Annotated in this window: 16 protein-coding genes; 12 read left to right on the top strand and 4 right to left on the bottom strand. The window is 65.0% G+C overall.

Annotated features, from left to right (window positions below):
* Positions 1 to 85: 85 nt before the first annotated feature.
* Entirely contained in the window at positions 86 to 1,105 is a 1,020-nt protein-coding gene (locus ACUH78_RS02435) for a quinone-dependent dihydroorotate dehydrogenase (RefSeq protein WP_445332685.1), read from the top strand.
* Positions 1,106 to 1,183: 78 nt separating this feature from the next.
* Positions 1,184 to 2,272: a BMP family ABC transporter substrate-binding protein gene (locus ACUH78_RS02430; RefSeq protein WP_445332686.1), complete on the top strand. Its 1,089-nt coding sequence runs from the start codon at positions 1,184 to 1,186 to the stop codon at positions 2,270 to 2,272.
* 62 nt (positions 2,273 to 2,334) lie between these two features.
* Here ACUH78_RS02430 and ACUH78_RS02425 read toward each other — a convergent pair whose 3' ends face one another.
* Positions 2,335 to 3,018 carry an N-acetylmuramoyl-L-alanine amidase family protein gene (locus tag ACUH78_RS02425; RefSeq protein ID WP_445332687.1) on the bottom strand — a complete coding sequence of 228 codons (684 nt, stop codon included), beginning with the start codon at positions 3,016 to 3,018 and terminating at the stop codon, positions 2,335 to 2,337.
* Positions 3,019 to 3,303: 285 nt separating this feature from the next.
* On the opposite strand from ACUH78_RS02425, the gene ACUH78_RS02420 reads away from it, so the two are divergent.
* The 10 genes from ACUH78_RS02420 to ACUH78_RS02375 all read left to right on the top strand — a co-directional run bounded on the left by ACUH78_RS02420 (position 3,304) and on the right by ACUH78_RS02375 (position 12,341).
* Positions 3,304 to 3,729, top strand: a complete 426-nt coding sequence (locus ACUH78_RS02420) for a c-type cytochrome (RefSeq protein WP_418364810.1) — start codon at positions 3,304 to 3,306, stop codon at positions 3,727 to 3,729.
* A gap of 31 nt (positions 3,730 to 3,760) precedes the next feature.
* A complete protein-coding gene (locus tag ACUH78_RS02415) occupies positions 3,761 to 5,140 on the top strand; it encodes a cbb3-type cytochrome c oxidase subunit I (RefSeq protein ID WP_418364811.1) in 1,380 nt (459 codons plus the stop codon).
* A gap of 259 nt (positions 5,141 to 5,399) precedes the next feature.
* Positions 5,400 to 6,494 (top strand): type I glyceraldehyde-3-phosphate dehydrogenase, encoded by a 1,095-nt coding sequence (locus tag ACUH78_RS02410; RefSeq protein WP_418364812.1) that lies wholly within the window; start codon positions 5,400 to 5,402, stop codon positions 6,492 to 6,494.
* A gap of 68 nt (positions 6,495 to 6,562) precedes the next feature.
* Positions 6,563 to 7,168 carry a cytochrome c oxidase subunit 3 family protein gene (locus tag ACUH78_RS02405; RefSeq protein WP_418364813.1) on the top strand — a complete coding sequence of 202 codons (606 nt, stop codon included), beginning with the start codon at positions 6,563 to 6,565 and terminating at the stop codon, positions 7,166 to 7,168.
* A 10-nt stretch (positions 7,169 to 7,178) separates the two neighbouring features.
* A complete protein-coding gene (locus tag ACUH78_RS02400; protein ID WP_418364814.1) occupies positions 7,179 to 7,460 on the top strand; it encodes a cytochrome C oxidase subunit IV family protein in 282 nt (93 codons plus the stop codon).
* Positions 7,457 to 8,257, top strand: coding sequence for a CbbQ/NirQ/NorQ/GpvN family protein (locus ACUH78_RS02395; protein WP_418364815.1), 801 nt, complete (start codon positions 7,457 to 7,459; stop codon positions 8,255 to 8,257). The genes ACUH78_RS02400 and ACUH78_RS02395 overlap by 4 nt, the downstream gene beginning before the upstream one ends.
* Before the next feature lie 24 nt (positions 8,258 to 8,281).
* Positions 8,282 to 8,698, top strand: coding sequence for a magnetosome magnetite crystal formation protein family (locus ACUH78_RS02390; RefSeq protein ID WP_418364816.1), 417 nt, complete (start codon positions 8,282 to 8,284; stop codon positions 8,696 to 8,698).
* A gap of 47 nt (positions 8,699 to 8,745) precedes the next feature.
* A complete protein-coding gene (locus ACUH78_RS02385; protein ID WP_445332688.1) occupies positions 8,746 to 10,671 on the top strand; it encodes a nitric oxide reductase activation protein NorD in 1,926 nt (641 codons plus the stop codon).
* A gap of 4 nt (positions 10,672 to 10,675) precedes the next feature.
* A complete protein-coding gene (locus ACUH78_RS02380) occupies positions 10,676 to 11,434 on the top strand; it encodes a Crp/Fnr family transcriptional regulator (protein WP_418364818.1) in 759 nt (252 codons plus the stop codon).
* Positions 11,435 to 11,534: 100 nt separating this feature from the next.
* On the top strand, positions 11,535 to 12,341 hold the full coding sequence (locus tag ACUH78_RS02375) for an EAL domain-containing protein (RefSeq protein WP_510497547.1): 807 nt from the start codon (positions 11,535 to 11,537) through the stop codon (positions 12,339 to 12,341).
* 9 nt (positions 12,342 to 12,350) lie between these two features.
* Here ACUH78_RS02375 and ACUH78_RS02370 read toward each other — a convergent pair whose 3' ends face one another.
* The 3 genes from ACUH78_RS02370 to nirJ form a co-directional block, all read right to left on the bottom strand.
* Positions 12,351 to 13,538, bottom strand: a complete 1,188-nt coding sequence (locus ACUH78_RS02370; protein ID WP_445332690.1) for an NnrS family protein — start codon at positions 13,536 to 13,538, stop codon at positions 12,351 to 12,353.
* A 95-nt stretch (positions 13,539 to 13,633) separates the two neighbouring features.
* Positions 13,634 to 15,271, bottom strand: a complete 1,638-nt coding sequence (locus tag ACUH78_RS02365; RefSeq protein WP_435750141.1) for a cytochrome D1 domain-containing protein — start codon at positions 15,269 to 15,271, stop codon at positions 13,634 to 13,636.
* Positions 15,268 to 16,476 carry a heme d1 biosynthesis radical SAM protein NirJ gene (gene nirJ / locus ACUH78_RS02360; protein ID WP_418364822.1) on the bottom strand — a complete coding sequence of 403 codons (1,209 nt, stop codon included), beginning with the start codon at positions 16,474 to 16,476 and terminating at the stop codon, positions 15,268 to 15,270. Before nirJ ends, ACUH78_RS02365 begins: the two co-directional genes overlap by 4 nt.
* Positions 16,477 to 16,537 lie beyond the last annotated feature (61 nt).

Genomic DNA, 16,537 nt, shown 5'->3' with positions numbered 1-16,537 from the left:
ACGCAGCGCCCCCCTCACCCCTTCAATTCCCCGCCTCCTCAACCGCCCCCTGCACCGCCACGGGGCGAACCGATACAATCCTGCAATGCTTTACGAACTCGCCCGCCCGCTGCTGTTTTCGCTCGACCCCGAAAGCGCACACAATTTCACCCTGCAGAGTCTGCATCTGGCTGGCAAGCTGCTGCCCGCCGGTCAGCCTCAGGCCGCCGATCCGGTCGAGGTCATGGGCCTGCAGTTCCCCAACCGGATCGGTCTCGCCGCAGGACTCGACAAGAACGGTGAAGCGCTCGACGGCTTGGCCCGGCTGGGCTTCGGCTTCATCGAGATCGGCACCATCACGCCGCGACCACAGCCCGGCAACCCGCGCCCACGCATGTTCCGCCTGCCCGAGGTGCGGGGCATCATCAACCGCATGGGGTTCAACAACCACGGCGTCGATGCGCTGATCGCCCATGTGCGTGGGGCAAAATTCCGCGGCATCCTCGGCATCAATATCGGCAAGAACTTCGACACCCCGATCGAACACGCCGCAGACGACTACCTCGCCTGCCTCGAGAAGGTCTATGCATTGGCGAGTTATGTCACGGTCAACATCTCTTCGCCCAACACGAAGAACCTGCGCCAGCTGCAGGGCGAGTCCGAGCTCGACGACCTGCTCGGCCGGCTCAAGGCCGCGCAGACCCGCCTCGCCGACACCCACGGTCGCTACGTACCCATGACGCTGAAGATCGCGCCCGATCTCGAGGACGCACAGATCACCAACATCGCCGACGCGTTGCGCCGCCACCGCATCGACGCCGTCATCGCCACCAACACGACGGTCGCGCGCGACCAGGTGCAGGGCATCCGCCATGGAAACGAACAGGGCGGCCTGTCGGGCGCACCGGTGTTCGAGGCCTCGACCACGGTGGTGCGCAAACTTGCACAGGCGCTCGGCGACGAATTGCCGATCATCGCAGCAGGCGGGGTGCTCGAAGGCGCGCAGGCACGCGCCAAGCTCGATGCCGGGGCAAAGCTGGTCCAGCTCTACAGCGGCCTGATCTACCGCGGCCCCGAACTCGTGCCCGAATGCGTGCGCGCCACCGCGCATTACCCGCAACGCTGAACACGGCCCGGCGCTTCGCCACGGCTGAATCCCATCCGACCCACACCCGCCTTCACGACTGCCTCAGGAGACTCGTCCATGACCCATCGCCGCCAGTTCATGCTGTGTGCTGCCGCATTCGCTGTCGCCGCCACCCTTCCGCTGAGCGCGGCCGCCGAGGCACCCGCCAAGGTTGGCTTCGTCTATGTCAGCCCGATCGGCGATGCCGGCTGGACGTTCCAGCACGACCTCGGCCGCAAGGCGCTCGAAGCCGCGTTTGGCGACCGCATCGAGACGCGTTATGTCGAGAGCGTGGCCGAAGGTGCAGACGCCGAACGCGTGATCCGGGAGTTTGCCGCCAGCGGCAGCAAGATCGTGTTCGCCACCAGCTTCGGCTACATGAACTACGTCGAGCGCGTCGCCCGCCAATTCCCGAACGTCACTTTCCTGCACGCCACTGGCTACAAGTCGGCGAAGAACTTCGCCCCCTACAACGCGCGCTTCTATGAAGGGCGTTACCTCAACGGCGTGATCGCCGGCAAGATGACCAAGTCCAACGTACTCGGCTACGTCGGCGCCTTCCCCATCCCGGAGGTGCTGCAGGGCATCAACGCCTTCACCATGGGCGCGCGCAGCGTGAACCCGAACGTGGAAGTGCGCGTGATCTGGGCCAACAGCTGGTATGACCCGGGCAAGGAACGCGAGGCTGCGATGACGCTGATCTCGCAAGGCGCCGACATGCTCACTCACCATACCGACTCGACCGCCACCGTGCAGGCCGCCGAAGAAAAGGGCGTGCACGCCTTCGCCTACCATTCGGACATGTCCAAGTACGGACCGAAGGCCCAGCTCACCGCCACCACCCACCACTGGGGCGAGTTCTACAAGCGCACCGTCGACGCAGTCCTCGCCGGCACCTGGAAGCCCGAGGGCGTGTGGGGCGGCATGAAGGACGGCATGATCAAGCTCACGCCGCTCAATCCGGCGATCCCCGAGGACGTGCAGGCGATGGTGCGTGATCTCGAGGCGAAGATCACCGCAGGCAGCTTCCACCCCTTCACCGGGCCGGTGGTGGACCAGGCCGGCACCGAGCGCCTCGCGACGGGGGCGGTCATGGACGATGCCGCGCTGGGCAAGATGGACTACTTCGTGCAGGGCGTGTCGTCGCGCCTGCCGAACGCGAAGTAAGCGGCCTCGCGGCACCCGCGCGGCGCCCCGCGAAGCGCCTCCGCCGGGTGCCGTGCGCGCCTTCACGACTGAACCCGATCGGCCGCGGTCTCGTCATCAGCGGGTTCGCCCATGCGCAGGCAGGCAGCGATCGCGGTCGCGATGCCGTCCGCCATGCGTGCCTGCCGTTCGGGGTCGCGCAGCAACACTTCCTCACCCCGGTTCTTGATCACGCCTGCCTCGAACAGCACGGCCGGCATCCGCGCATGGCGCAGCACGGCCAGCCCATCGTAGTAGTGCACCGCATGGGTATGATCTGCATAGGCACGCCGGAGGCCGTTCTTGTGCGTGGGCTCGAAGCCCATGCGCTGCAGCCGCGCGCCAATGGTGCGCGCGCACAGGACGCTGCGCGCCGTATCCGGGTTGTCGCGCGACACGAACAAGGAATGTCCGGCGAACTTATCGTTGTAATCCAGCAAGTGGCCGCCCCAGCGCCAGGGCCGCAGTTCATGCGCGCCCACCGAATCGTGATGGATCGACAGGAGGAAGGCTGCCCCTGCAGCAGCCTGGGGGCGCGCCTTCAAGCTGCCGATCCGCCCGTCCGCATTGATCAAGCGCACCGCAAAGCCACGCGATTCAAGTGCGGCGACGATATGCAGGGCGAGCGTGCGATTGAACTCGAACTCGCTGCGGCCGCGTGCGCTGATCGCCCCAGGTGCCTCAAGGGTATGCCCCACGTCGACCGCGACCCACTGACCAGCAGCCACGGGCTCCGTACGCGCCGGAACCGCCCCGCCCGCCAGCAGCACCGTGCATGCAAGATGCAAGCACCACACGCAACGACGATGCGCCCTCGCCCGGTCAGATGTGCCTCCATTCCTCATCAGCGCCTCCTTGCCGCTACATCTTGATTCATATCATGGAGCGGGTGGGGGGCCCCCACCCACAATGCCCCCACCATCGGCTTAGCCGTGGACAGTTGTAACCCCTGAACCACCCGGGCAAACCGACACCTTTTCGGAAAAAACGAGACAAGCGATGAGGAGTACTCCATGAGCGGTATCTTCACAAAATCAATGGCGCGGAACATCTTTTACGGGGGAACGGTATTCTTCTTCCTTCTGTTCCTGGCGCTCACCTTCGATACGGAGCGCGAGCTTCCGAATCGTGACAACCGGCAGGCAATCACCCCCGAGGTCGCAGCCGGCAAGCACATCTGGGAAGTCAACAACTGTCTCGGCTGCCACACGTTGCTCGGCGAAGGCGCCTACTTCGCGCCCGAACTCGGCAACGTCTACAAGCGCCGTGGCGGTGACTTCATCAAGGCCTGGATGCAGGCCATGCCCACTGGAGCCCCCGGCCGTCGCCAGATGCCGAACTTCAATCTGACCGAAGAACAGCTCGACCAGCTCGTGGCCTTCCTGAAGTACACGTCCGAGATCAACACCGCCAACTGGCCGCCCAACATCGAGGGCTGATCGGAACACTGGAGACCAAAAGGGGATATCCATGCAATACAAATCACAAGCGGTCGCCATGCCCTACTTCATCGCGGCGATCGGGCTTTTCGTGGGGCAAATCATCTTCGGTCTGATCATGGGCCTGCAATACGTGGTGGGCGATTTCCTGTTCCCGGAAATCCCCTTCAACGTGGCGCGCATGGTGCATACCAACCTGCTGATCGTGTGGCTGCTGTTCGGCTTCATGGGGGCGGCCTACTACCTCGTGCCTGAAGAGGCGGAGACCGAACTGTTCAGCCCGAAGCTGGCGCTGGCATTGTTCTGGGTCTTCCTCGTCGCAGGGGCGCTGACCATCCTCGGCTACCTGCTCGTGCCCTACAGCACGCTGGCGTCGATGACGGGCAACGACATCCTCGCGACCATGGGCCGGGAGTTCCTCGAACAGCCTTTGCTGACCAAGATCGGCATCGTGGTCGTGGCACTGGCCTTCCTGTTCAACATCACCATGACCGTGCTGAAGGGCCGCAAGACCGTTATCAGCATCGTCCTGCTGTTGGGCCTGTGGGGTCTGGCGATCTTCTTCCTGTTCTCCTTCTACAACCCGGTCAACCTCGTCCGCGACAAGTTCTACTGGTGGTGGGTGGTCCACCTCTGGGTGGAAGGCGTCTGGGAACTGATCATGGCCGCGCTGCTCGCCTTCGTCCTCATCAAGGTGACCGGTGTTGACCGCGAGGTCATCGAGAAGTGGCTGTACGTGATCATCACCCTGGCGCTCGTGACCGGCATCATCGGTACCGGCCACCACTACTTCTGGATCGGTACGCCGGAATACTGGCAGTGGTGGGGTTCGATCTTCTCCGCGCTGGAGCCGATCCCGTTCTTCGCCATGACCGTGTTCGCCTTCAACATGGTGAACCGTCGTCGCCGCGAGCATCCGAACAAGGCGGCCGTGCTGTGGGCACTGGGCACCGGCGTGATGGCGTTCCTGGGCGCCGGCGTGTGGGGCTTCCTGCACACCCTGGCTCCGGTGAACTACTTCACGCACGGCTCGCAGATCACCGCGGCACACGGCCACATGGCCTTCTATGGCGCCTACGTGATGGTGGTGCTGACGATCATCAGCTACGCCATGCCGATCATGCGCGGCCGCGCTGCCAACAGCGAGAAGGCTCAGGTCGTCGAGATGTGGTCGTTCTGGCTGATGACGATCGCCATGGTCTTCATCACGCTGTTCCTGACCGCTGCCGGCATCCTGCAGGTCTGGCTGCAGCGCGTGTCGGACACTCCGATGTCCTTCATGGCCACCCAGGATCAGCTGACGCTGTTCTACTGGATGCGTGAATGGGCGGGCGTGATGTTCTTCATTGGTCTGATCGTCTATCTCGCCAGCTTCTTCATCAAGGGCGAAGCGAAGGCAGTCAAGGCCTGATTTACAAGGTTCTTCGGTAGCAACTCCTGGGCGATCCAGGGGAAGGGGTTGGGGCGGCGATAGCCGCCCCTTTTTTTTGCTCGTCACGCCGCCCGAGTCAGCCGTGGCCGCGGCCCGGGTGCGCAATTCCGGGCGCCGTAGCTGCCCGCACCGCTAGAATGGCGGCTGCCCTGAGTTTGTTGACCACCCCGTGGCTCCATCGCCTGTGCGCAGATCACCCCACCGCCGCCACCCATCCCCGCCTGCCCTCGAGTTCGACGTGACCGCTCCCGATCTCACCGCCAAACCTGCCTCCCCGGACAGCCGCTTCCGCGTCGCCATCAACGGCTATGGCCGCATCGGCCGGTGCTACCTCCGAGCCTTGCACGAAGCGGGACTCGCCGAGCGCTTCCGCATCGTCGCCATCAACGAGCCGGCCGACCTGGCCAGCATCACTTACCTCACCCGCTTCGACTCGACGCACGGCCGTTTCCCCGAACCGGTCGGCAGCAAGGAATCGAGCCTGCTCATCTCCGGCCACGAAATCACGGTCACGCACGCGTCGACGCCCGAAGGGGTGGACTGGGGCGCGCTCGGCATCGACCTGCTGGTGGAGTGCTCGGGACAGTACGGCGGCCGCGAGGCCTTGCAGCGCTTCCTGCACGCCGGGTGTCCACGACTGCTGCTCTCGCACCCCGGCAACAGCGGCGAGGACGTTGATGCAACCGTGGTATTCGGGGTCAATGAAGGGCATCTGAACGGCGACGAGCAGCTGGTTTCGAATGCCTCGTGCACCACCAACGCAATCGTGCCGGTGCTCGACCTGCTGCACCGCGAGATCGGCCTCGAGCAGGTACTGCTCACCACCCTGCATTCGGCGATGAACGATCAACCGCTGATCGACGGCTACCATCACACCGACCTGCGCCGTACGCGCTCGGCGATGCAGTCGATCATCCCGGTGTCGACCGGCCTCGCCCGCGGCGTGGAGCGGCTCCTGCCGGAACTCTCCGGGCGGGTCGTCGCCAAGGCCATCCGCGTCCCCACGCACAATGTCTCGGCCATCGACGTGGTGCTCACCCTCGCACGGGACCTGCATCCCGGCGAGATCAACGCCTTGCTGCATGAGGCGGCCGCTGGCTGCTACCGCGGCCTCATCGCGTACTCGGACGATCCCCATGCGTCGATCGACTTCAACCACGATCCGCACTCGGCGATCCTCGACGCCAGCCAGACGCGCAGCGTCGGGCCGCGCATGATCAACCTGATGGTCTGGTTCGACAACGAGTGGGGCTTTGCCAGCCGCATGGTCGACGTCACGCGGCACTGGCTGGAAAAGAAAGCCCGGCTACAAGCGAGATTGGATCTCAATTAACCCCGATCAAGTTATTCGGGGGCAGGGTTTCCTAGACTCACGGGAAACCAACACGACCGGCTCCCCAAATGACCACAAACACTGCCATCGCCCCGGATTCGGCCCCTGCGCAGGACAATGCCCCGCGCCTGGCGGGGGACCTGGCGATCTGGTTCTTCATCCTCGCCGAGTTGCTCGCCTTCGGCGTCTTCTTCGCCGCCTACGCCTTCACCCGCGCCAACAACATCGAACTGTTCAACACCGAGCAGCTCGAGCTCAACCGCCACGCCGGCGCGATCAACACCATCCTGTTGCTCACGGCGAGCTACTTCGTCGTGCGCGCGGTGCAGGCCGCCGAGCGCGAGGCATCGCGCGAGTGCGCCAACTGGTTGCTCGGCGCCATCCTCACCGGCTTCGGCTTCATCCTCGTCAAGCTCACCGAGTATGCGGCGGCGTTCGAGCACAACATCAGTCTCTCGAGCAGCCCGTTCCACATGTTTTATCTGTCACTGACCTTCTTCCACTTCATGCATGTGATCCTCGGCCTGGTGATCCTGATCGCGATGTGGAACGGCGCACGCCAGGGGCGCTATCGTCCCGGCGAGATGAACGGCCTCGAAACCGGCGCCGCGTACTGGCACATGGTCGACCTGGTCTGGCTGGTGCTGTTCCCCCTCGTCTACGTCATTCACTGAGGAGAACGACATGAGCAAGAGCATGCACGGCACCCCTCGTACCTCCACCCTGCTCTGGGCCACGCTGATCCTCGCCACCATCGCCACCTGGGCCATGGGCGCACTGGGCGAGACGGGCACCTGGGGCGTTGCCCTCCTCGCCGTCATCTCGTTCTGGAAAGGCGCAGTGATCATTCTCGATTTCATGGCGCTACGCCACGCACCGCTGCTGTGGCGCGCGGTCACCATGGGCTGGATGGTCCTCGTCTGGGCCGTCATCGCCATCGCCTACATCAAGGGACTCGCACAATGAAGCCGGACACCCCGAACCTCGACACTCCGTTCTACGAAGCCTCCGGCGACGAGATCAGCATCTTCGAGCACGCATGGAAGAACCGGCTGCCGCTGCTCATCAAGGGACCGACCGGTTGCGGCAAGACACGCTTTGTCGCATACATGGCCGCCCGCCTCGGCCTGCCGCTCTATACCGTGGCCTGCCATGACGATCTGACCGCCGCCGACCTCGTCGGCCGCCACCTGATCGGCGACGGCAAGACCATGTGGTGCGACGGGCCGCTGACGCGCGCCGTGCGCGAAGGCGGCATCTGCTACCTCGACGAAGTCGTCGAGGCGCGCAAGGACACCACTGTGGTGCTGCACCCGCTCGCGGACGACCGCCGCCTCCTGCCGATCGACCGCACCGGCGAGTTGCTCCAGGCACCACCGGGTTTCATGCTGGTGGTGTCGTACAACCCCGGCTACCAGAACCTGCTCAAGGGCATGAAGCCCTCAACTCGGCAGCGCTTCGTCAGCCTGCGCTTCGACTTTCCACGCCCCGCGCAGGAGGAAGCCATCCTGATCGGTGAGACCGGCTGCGCGCCCGACCTGGCCAAACGCCTGGTTGCGATCGCGGGCTCCCTGCGTTCGTTGAAGGATCGCGACCTGGAAGAGGCTGCGAGCACACGCCTGCTGGTCTACGCTGCGCTGCTCACCAAGGACGGCATGGATCCGATCGCTGCCTGCCGCGTCGGCATCGTCGAGAGCCTCACCGACGACCCCGAGATCGCGGAAGGCCTCATGGAGGTGGTTTCCGCCACCTTCGGCCGCTGACGGCCACCACGAACGGACACTGCCATGAGCCCCCAGCGCCCAGACCCCTTGCGGCATGTCATGCCGGGCCCCAAGCTGGCCGTCGCGGCCGAGGCCCTGTTCCTGATCAACCTGATGTTGCTGCCGGGGATCGCATTTATCGCGCTGATGGTGCTGTGGTCGCGCCATCACAACGACCCCGATCCGCTGGTACGCAATCACCTGCGCCAGACCGGATGGACCTGCATCTGGGGTGGCCTTTTACTGGTGACGATCAGCGTGGCGATCTTCCTGCTCGGCGGTTTCGACAACCCCTGGACATGGGTGATCGGTGTGCTTTACTTCACCTTCGTGCACTCAACATTGATCCTGCTGGGTGTCATGGGCCTGTCACGTGCAATCAACGGTCGCACCTGGCGCTACCCCGTTTTCGGTCCGCGCGAAGCGCCCGAACAGTCTTGAGCCATGGGCTTGCGGCGGAAAAACCGTCGCATGAGGAGCACTGACAGATGGAAGAACACGTAGGCCTGCTCTGGCACCGACTGATCACCCGTGCGGCCGGCGGGCACTTTCCCAAGGCAGCGGTCAAGCTCAAGGAAATGGAGAAAGTGGCCGGGGTGTTCTTCCGTGCGCTGGGTGGCGACCCCGGCCTGCGCGTGGCCGCAGCCACGTCCGATACGCACGGCGCCCGCCGCAGCCTGCTGCAGCGCATCGCCGGCGCCGACGAGCGCATTCCGCGCGGTCGCATGGACATCAGCACCCTGCGCCTGCCCCCGGAACTGGACGCGCTTCCCGAACGCAGCCTCAATCGTGATCTCTATCTCTGGCTGGCGGCCCTGGCGGCCGCCCACGGCGGTGGGAACGCCATCACCGATGCCGCAGCGGACGCCGCGCTTGCGCCCCTGCCCGCGGGCGATTTTGACGAAGCCGCCACGCGTGAACTGCGCGAGAACCAGCGTGCGACGCTGCGCGCACTGCGCCGCTGGCCGGGCATCGAGACACGCTACCGCCGTCTGGTGGAGGCCGTGATCGCGCAACGCCCCCAAGTCGCCAAGTTGCCCGCCCCCGAAGCCGAACGCGAGAACCTGCTACGCCAGGCGCTGCACGCGCCCGGCAGCATCGCCGCACTCCCCAAGCTGCCCGCCAAGGCCCGGGAAACCCAGCCGGTGTTGCTGTGGCTGAGTGACTACCACGGAGCGGGCGCCGGGGGACTCACCGGCAGCGCGAACGGCCCGGAAGGCGGCGAGGCCGGCAACAGCAAGCCGGGCCGCGATGCCAGCGAGCAGGCACACCGCGTCGAACGCCAGGACAACGCGCCCGAAAAGCATGGCATGATCATCCCCTTCCGCGTCGAGAGCCTGCTTTCGGTCGCGGAGTTCATCAAGGTCAAGCGCAGCACCGACGACGACCCCGACGACAATGCAGCCGAAGCCGCGGCGAACCTCGATCAGCTATCGATCACCCGCGATGGCGAGCGCGTGGCCTCGAAGATCCGCTTCGACCTCGACCTGCCGTCCGCGGCGGAAGACGACGTGGTGCTGGGCGACGGAATTCCGCTCCCGGAGTGGGACTACCGCAAGGACCTGCTGCGGGAGGATCACGTGCGCCTGACCGAGTTCACCGCCTCGGTGCACGACCCACGCGCCGCGCCCTGCAAGCTCCCCGACCATCTTCGTCGCACCGCACGCCGACTGCACCGTCAGTTTGCTGCGCTCACCCCCGCACGCCGCTGGCTCAAGGCTCAGGCCGACGGCAGCGAACTCGACGTCGACGCGCTCGTGCGCGCAACCACGGACCGCGCCACGGGCCATCACCCGTCCGACCAGCTCTATCTGTCGCTCGAGAAGCGCGAGCGCGACCTCGCCTGCCTTGCGCTCGCTGACCTCTCGCTATCCACCGACACCTGGATCTCTTCGCATGCCCGCGTGATCGATGTCATCCGCGACTCGCTGCTGCTGTTCGGTGAAGCGCTGCTCGCCACCGGCGACCGCTTCGCGCTGTGCGGCTTCTCCTCGGTCAAACGCAGCAACGTGCGCTTTCATCGCCTGAAGGATTTCGATCAACGCTTCGACGACCAGGCACGCGGCCGCATCATGGCGATCAAGCCCGGCTACTACACCCGTCTTGGCGCAGCGATCCGCCACGCCACCAACGTGCTCGAGAAACAGAGCGCGGCGCGGCGCATCCTCCTGATCCTGTCCGACGGCAAGCCCAACGACCTTGATCTCTACGACGGTCGTTACGGCATCGAGGACACCCGCGTGGCCGTCGTCGAGGCCCGCAATCGCGGCATCGTGCCCTTCTGCGTCACCATCGACCGCGAAGGCGCGAGCTACCTGCCCCACCTTTTCGGCCCCGCAGGCTTCGCGGTCATCCGCCAGCCGGACGAACTGCCCGCGCGCCTCCCCATGTTCTATGCCCAGCTCACACGCTAAAGCCATGCCCAGATGTGACGACCTGTGCCGCGACGGGCTGCAGCCAGCGCAGTACGGCACGCCGCCTGCGGACGAACTGGACCGCCTGTGCCGCCTGCTTTCGCAGGCCTCGCTGTTCAACGGGCTGTCCTGCAGCGACATCGCACGCTTTGCCCGTGGCGTGCGCGAGGTAAAAGCGCCCAAGGGCGAGATCCTCTTTCACCGCGGCGACCCCTGCAACGGCTTCCACCTGATTCTCAGCGGCCAGATCAAGCTGGCCTTCACCTCGGCCGATGGCAACGAGAAGGTGGTGGACATCCTTTATGCGGGACGCAGCTTCGGCGAGGCGGTGATGTTTACCGACAAGCCCTACGTGGTGATGGCACAGGCCCTGACCGACTCCACCCTCCTCCACATCGGCAAGCAGGTGTTCTTCGACGAGATGGCGGTCGACCCAAGCTTCTGCCGCAAGATCATCGCCGGCCTGGCGCAGCGCCTTCATCACCTGATGGCCGACGTCGAGAGTTACTCGCTGCGCTCCGGCCGCGAGCGGGTGATCGGCTACCTGCTGCGCGAGGAAGAACGCGACGGCGATCACGTCGCCGAGGGCCAGGTTTCCATCCGGCTTCCCACCAGCAAGGGCACAATCGCCTCGCGGCTGAACCTAACGCAGGAACACTTCTCACGCATCCTCAACGAGTTGTCCAACGCGAGGCTCATCCAGGTCGAGGGCCGCACCATCCACATTCCGGACATCGGCCGCCTGCGCAAGAGCCTGAACTGAAGCCGCACGGGCGTGGCGCAAGCGTGACCTACGCCCTTGATCCTCGAAGCCCCGCGCCATAAGGTGCGAGGCGCGATCACATCACACCACGGCTGAACACATGACCGGTACGGAACACCCCCTGCACCCCCTTCACGCCACTGTCGATACACCAGGCTGCAGCCGTTGCCGCGATCTGCCGCCCCTGGCCTTCGACTTCAGCATGGCCTTTCAGCCCATTGTCGACTTGGGCAAGGGCGAAACATGGGGCTGGGAGGCACTCGTGCGCGGCCCCGGTGGCCAGGGTGCAGCGACTGTACTCTCTCAGGTGACCGACGAGAACCGATACCCGTTCGATCAGCAATGCCGGATTCGTGCCATCGAGCTCGCACAGAAGCTGGGCCTGTCGACGCGACTGAGCATCAACTTCCTGCCGAACGCGGTGTACGAGCCCAAGGCCTGCATACGCGCCACCATCGAGGCAGCAAACCGCGTGGGTTTTCCCCTCAACCGGCTGCAGTTCGAGATCACTGAAGTCGAAGAGGTGCGCAACGATGGGCATCTACGCCGCATCGTGGAGGAATATCGTGCGATCGGCTTTGCGACTGCAATCGACGACTTCGGTGCAGGGTATGCCGGTCTCAACCTGCTCACGCACTTCCAGCCCGACTCGCTGAAGCTCGACATGAACCTGATTCGCAACATCGACCAGGACCCTCGCCGTCAACTGATCGTGCGCCATCTGGTCAACCTGGCCGAAGAGTTTCCCTGCAGCCTGATCGGCGAGGGCGTGGAAACCCTCGGCGAGGCGCGTTGCCTCGCTGACATGGGCATATTGCTTCAACAGGGATACCTGTTCGCACGACCGGGCTTCGAGTCCCTTCCGGTTCCCGACCCCGGTGTGCTGTCCAGCCTGTTGCGTACCTGATGCGGCGGCTCAGCCCTCCTTGCCGTCTGCCCGCGCCCGCATGAGGAAGGGCGTATAGCGCCACAGATAAAGCAGGAAGCCGAGCGACCACAGGGTAGCGGCTGCATGCACGCCACCGATCTGTGCTGCCGGGATGAAGCCCACCGTCAGCACCCGCACCAGCGCCGCAAGGAGCACGAGCGCATACGCTGCCGTTTCGATCCGGCCCGCGATCAGCATGCGGCCTGTGTGCCCGAGCGCGGTGCGGGTGATCATGCCGATGATGAGACCGCCGGTCGCACCGATTGCCAGCGCGTGAATCCCTGCCGAGCGCGGCAGCACACCGAACTGCGTGAGACCAACCAGCGCGAGACCGAGCGGAATCCACAGATACGCCAGGTGCAGCACCCACAGGATCGGCGTACCACGGGTTGCCCACGGGTTCCAGCCTCCCAGCCGGATCGCCTGCAGCACGGCTGCCAGCAGGGAAACCACGCCCGCCCATGCACCGGCGTCAAGCGCCCACAGCAGGAGGGCGATGCCCGTGGCGATCGCCGCAGCCCAGTCGAGTTGCTTGTTCCGCCACTGACGGACGCCGCGCAGGCCATTGAAGGTGAACATCGGGATCACCCGTCCGCCCACGATGGTTTCGAGCACCACCACCAGACCGAGGGCAAAATGCATCGCCATCAGCGGATCCGCCTCGATCACGCCGAGCACCGCCAGGTGGAAGAACAGGTTGGCCAGCGACAGCGCCGCGGGCACGGCCCCAACGAAGTAGTTGCGCGTGCTCTTGCCCTTGATCAGCACGCGCAACAACATGCCTGCCGCGACCGGCAGGAAGGCGAGATCGACGACCGCTACCCAGGCGCCGGAGCCAAAGGCCATGGCGAGCCGGCCAGCCAGCCAGACCGCAGCCAGCGCCGCGAGTGGCTTGCCCACGGGCGTCTTCAGTCCGGTCCAGTTCCCCGCCGCGGTGTACAGGAAGCCGATAATGACCGCCGCGGCAAAGCCGAAGATCATCTCGTGCGCATGCCACCAGATGCCGGGCATGGGCAGATCGATGCCCCCCGCGTAACCCACCGCCCACACCGGCACGGCGATGGCTGCGAATAGGGCAGCGAGCAGATAGAAGGGCCGGAAACCGAGCGCCCAGAGCGAGAAGGTTTCGGGGGGGATGCGTTTGCTTGTCGGTTCGTCGAGGCGAATCAGCGCCATGTCTAGATCTCTGTCTTGCTTGAGGAAGTGCCGGGGAGGATAAACCACCGCCGGGTCCACCCTTGTTTAGGGACCCCGGCGGCGGAGCGTTGCGTTCAGTGGCTGGTGCCCTCTTCGCGCGTGATCTTGTTCCAAACGTTGTACTTGCCCACGGGCTTGCGCATCGGCAAACGCTTGCGCTCTTCGAGGGTCTGCGCGTCGAGCACGATCACCGCACCTTCGTCCTCCCAGAGACTGGCGAGCGCGTAGCGCCCGTCGCGGGTGAACTCGACGTGCGCCAGTGTCTTGCCCGGCTCGCCGGTGATCTCCTTGACCACCTCGAGTGTTTGCTTGTCGATGATCTGCAGGATGTGCTTGGCCTCGGGGCTCATCATCGAGTCCACGAAGGCGTAGCGGCTGTTGCCGTGGCTGCGCAGGAAGAAGCCCGGGCCACGCGTCTGGATGCGTTTGACCACCTCCCAGGTCTTCATGTCGATCACCGTGACCTCGCCAGCCTTGAGGTTGGTACTCGCCATCACGGTGCGCGGCTTCGCATCCGGCCCGGCGGCGGGGTCGGTCCATTCCCAGGTGATGCCCGAGCCCAGGTGCGGCATGCCATCCAGCGGCAGGTTGGCGATCTTCTTGCGCACATCGAGGTTTACCACCTGGCCCACACCCTCGCGCGAGGCGCCCATCAGCTCGGAGTAATCCTGGGTGAAGAAGAAATCGTCCAGCACCTCGGCAAGCACCGTGCGGCGCGGGTTCAGGTAACCGGGGATGAAGCTGCCCTCGCGCTGCTTGTAATCATGGATGAAACCGGTGGGAATATCCTCCACCGCCTTCGTGTAGCTGATCTCCCAGACCTCGGGCACGTCCTTCAGCGCGGCAATGAAGGATTGGCGCGGTGTCGCATCGTAGACGGCCGACACGCGCGAGGTCTGCCTGCCATCCTGGTCCTTGGCCTCGAGGGTCTTGATCAGGTTCAGGTCGCCGTCGAGCAGCACCAGGGTGTGCGGCAGGTAGTTTGCAACCGCCACGTGCGTACCATCGGGCGATACGGCCACGTTGCGCGTGTTGATGCCGGCGCGCACCTCAGCCACCACCTTGAGGTTCCACATGTCGAACTTGGTGATCCAGCCGTCGCGCGAAGCGAAGAAGACGTAGCGCCCCTCGGCGGCAAACTTGGGCCCGCCATGCAGCGCGAAACGGGACTGGAAGCGATGGATCGGCTCGAGCTTGTCGCCGTCGAGCACGCTGACGTGATGATCGCCCGCCTCCACCACCAGGAAGAGGTTGAGCGGATCGGCGTCAAACACCGGCTTGTCGGAGAGCGTGGCCGGGTCGACATGCACAATGCGCGAGGCGCGGACATCCTCGTCGGTCCAGCGCGGCGCGGGTTCGACCGGCGTGTAGATCCACTCGGTGATGGCGGCGATCTCGCCGGCGCTGAGCACCTCGCCGAAGGCAGGCATCTGCGTGGCGGTGCGCCCCTTCGTGATGATCTTCACCGCCTCGGCCTTGCGCAGGCGCGCAAGGTTGTCGGGCAGCAGGGCCGGACCCATGGCGCCAAGGCGGTTGGGTGCATGGCACTCCGCGCAATGCTGGGCATAGAGCGCAATCACGTTCTGCAGGGGAATCGCCGCAGCCTGTCCTGGTGTTGCCGCCGGGCCCGCGGCTGGCGAGGCAAGCGTACCCGTCGATAGCGCAGCCGCAAGGGCTGCGAGCACGGTGGTCAGCGCGGTGCGGATTATCATGCCGACACCTTGTTGATGCGTTTCCAGGGCGTGGTGACCACACGCTCGGCGCCATAGTCCGCTGCGCTCACGCCAATTTCTTCGTCATACAGATAGCAGGCGGGATCCTCCGCCCACGGATTGCCGGTGACCTGTTCGGCACGCACCCGAGAGCTGCCGTTGCAGATGTCGAGATACCTGCACGCCCCGCAGCGCCCTTCGAGCTTGCGCGGATGCTGCTTGAGCCCGGCGAGCAGCGGATTGGAGAGGTCGTTCCAGATGTCGCCGAAGGCCCGCTCGCGCACGTTGCCCAGCGGCACATGCCACCACATGGTGTCAGGGTGCACAATGCCGAGGTTGTCGATGTTCGAGACATTCACCCCGCTCGCGTTACCGCCCCACTGGCGCAGCCTGGCCTCGATGTGTGCGGCCTTGTCCGGGAAGCGCTGCTGCACCCAATGCAGCAGGAAGGGGCCGTCAGCGTCGTTGTTGCCCGTGACGAAGTCCTTCTCGATACCACGCTGGTGCAGATCGAGACAGGTCTCGAAGAGCAGTTCCATGGCCTCGCGTGTGGTCCGGTGCTGGGCGTCGCCGGCACGGTTCTTGTTACCGCGGCCAGCGTAGTTCAGGTGCGAGAAGTAGAACTTGTCGATGCCCTCGTCCTCGACCAGCTTCAGCAGCGCGGGCAGGTCGTGCGCATTGCCCTCGGTCATGGTGTAGCGCACGCCGACCTTGATGCCCCGATCGCGGCACAGGCGGATGCCATGCATCGAGGCCTCGAAGGCACCCTGCTTGCGGCGGAAGTGGTCGTGCGTGGCGCCGATGCCATCCAGGCTCACGCCCACGTAGTCGAAGCCGATCCCGTCGATCGCATCGATGTTGGCGTCGTCGATCAGCGTGCCATTGGACGACAGGCCCACGTAGAAGCCCATGCCCTTGGCGCGGCGGGCGATGTCGAAGATGTCGGAGCGCAGCAGGGGCTCGCCGCCCGACAGGATCAGCACCGGCACGCGCGCGGCCTTCAGGTCGTCCATGACCTTGAAAACTTCCTGCGTGTTCAGCTCGCCGGGGAAATCCTTGTCGGCCGAGATCGAGTAGCAGTGCTCGCAGGTAAGGTTGCAGCGCCGGATCAGGTTCCAGATCACCACCGGCCCGGGTGGATTGCGGCGGGGGCCGGCCGGCGTGGGATGATCGAGCTCGCGGATGAATTGGGAGATACGGAACATGAGGCCCTCCTGAATGGCGCCCATTTCACCCGAGTACCCCCATGCTGTAAATGACCCGTGT

The organism is Thauera sp. ZXT1-4, assembly GCF_052598215.2.
This window is presented reverse-complemented; position numbering and strand designations above follow the sequence as displayed.